The following is a 1,304-nucleotide window of genomic DNA, read 5'->3' as shown; positions in this document are numbered from 1 at the left end:
AGCAACGCTACCTTGGTTGAGCGTATGCTCGCCTTCAATACGTTGTAAGAAGACTTGCTGATTTAAAGACTGATTTGAGAATTGGATATGAACAGCGCGATTTTGTGAAACAAGACCTAAACGCTCCAATATACTCGACACACTCATCTGCATTTTTATTATCAATCAAACTTATATTTAGGCCGCATTTTAATTAAAAAAAGACTAATCTGTCTATCTATACTCATTTTCAAAATGTAACTAGTCTAAATATGCAGTTTTAGGTTAATTTCTTATTAAATGAGTATTTAATCCGTAAAATTTACTCATTTTAAAGTGCTATAAACCACCCAAACATATTTAATATTTTTCTTTTATATTCAAATAGATATTAAAGAAAAATAAATATTAAAATTAATAAAATTCAGGATGAGATATGAAAATAAAAAAGTCTGCTTTTTATATATTTATGGTGATTTTTTCACTTCATTCTCCAGCATTTGCTGAACCGAGTGTGGCCGATATTCAATATCGTGCAGAACAAGGGCAAGCTGTTGCTCAATATCATCTTGGCATGATGCTTTTAAGCGGCGAACAAGGCATTGTTAAAAATTATGAACAAGCATTTAAATGGCTAACTGCGGCTGACCAAAATGGAAGCGTGGGGGCAAAATATAGTTTAGGAATGCTGTATTACACAGGCACGGGTGTTGAAAAAGATGCCAAGCGCGCTTTTGATTATTTCACCAAGGCTGCGGCCAAGGGCCATGCTAAAGCGCAATATAACTTAGGGGTTTTATACGACAGAGGTGAAGGAACTGCGCAAAATTATGTGCAGGCGTTTGAATGGTTTAGTCGTGCTGCCGAGCAAGGCTACCCACCCGCAGAATATAATTTAGCTCATCTATATAAAAAAGGTCACGGCGTCGCTCAAAGCGATGAGCAAGCCCTTAAGTGGTACACCAAAGCGGCTGAGGACAATGAAAGTGATGCCCAGTACAACTTGGCCCAAATGTATTTAAACGGTGAAGGCACGCCGAAAAACCTACAACTGGCAAAGAAATGGTTTCAGCAAGCGGCCAATACAGGCGATTCGGATGCGAAAGAAATGCTTAAAAGTTTAGAATAAGGTAGCCATATCTATAATATTTTATTTATAAGATGATAAATCTTTATTATTAATAACATTACAGCTACAACTTATTTTATTCTTTATTTTTTCTAATTAAATATAAATATTAATTCTATTATTTTAAAAATACATTTAGATTTATTATTAAATCAAAAATATTTTAAATATTAAATTGACGTAATTAAAATCACCA

Annotated in this window: 2 protein-coding genes; one reads left to right on the top strand and one right to left on the bottom strand. The window is 34.0% G+C overall.

Annotation, left to right across the window (positions count from 1 at the left end; all coding sequences use genetic code 11):
* Positions 1–153: hypothetical protein (locus UC75_RS22115; RefSeq protein WP_228137460.1), on the bottom strand; the 153-nt coding region annotated here is incomplete at its 3' end.
* 262 nt (positions 154–415) lie between these two features.
* Here UC75_RS22115 and UC75_RS16515 point away from each other — a divergent pair.
* Complete coding sequence (locus UC75_RS16515; protein WP_049838209.1) at positions 416–1,108, top strand: tetratricopeptide repeat protein; 693 nt, start codon at positions 416–418, stop codon at positions 1,106–1,108.
* Positions 1,109–1,304: the final 196 nt, after the last annotated feature.

The sequence above is a fragment of the Acinetobacter sp. V2 genome (assembly GCF_001188385.1).
GTDB classification, from domain to species: domain Bacteria; phylum Pseudomonadota; class Gammaproteobacteria; order Pseudomonadales; family Moraxellaceae; genus Acinetobacter; species Acinetobacter oleivorans.
Note: the sequence above shows the minus strand (reverse complement) of the source record. Positions and strands in the feature narration are given on the sequence as shown.

Coding starts and splice junctions, on each gene's coding strand:
- UC75_RS16515 (WP_049838209.1), top strand. CDS start 416: ATGAAAATAAAAAAGTCTGCTTTTTATATATTTATGGTGATTTTTTCA.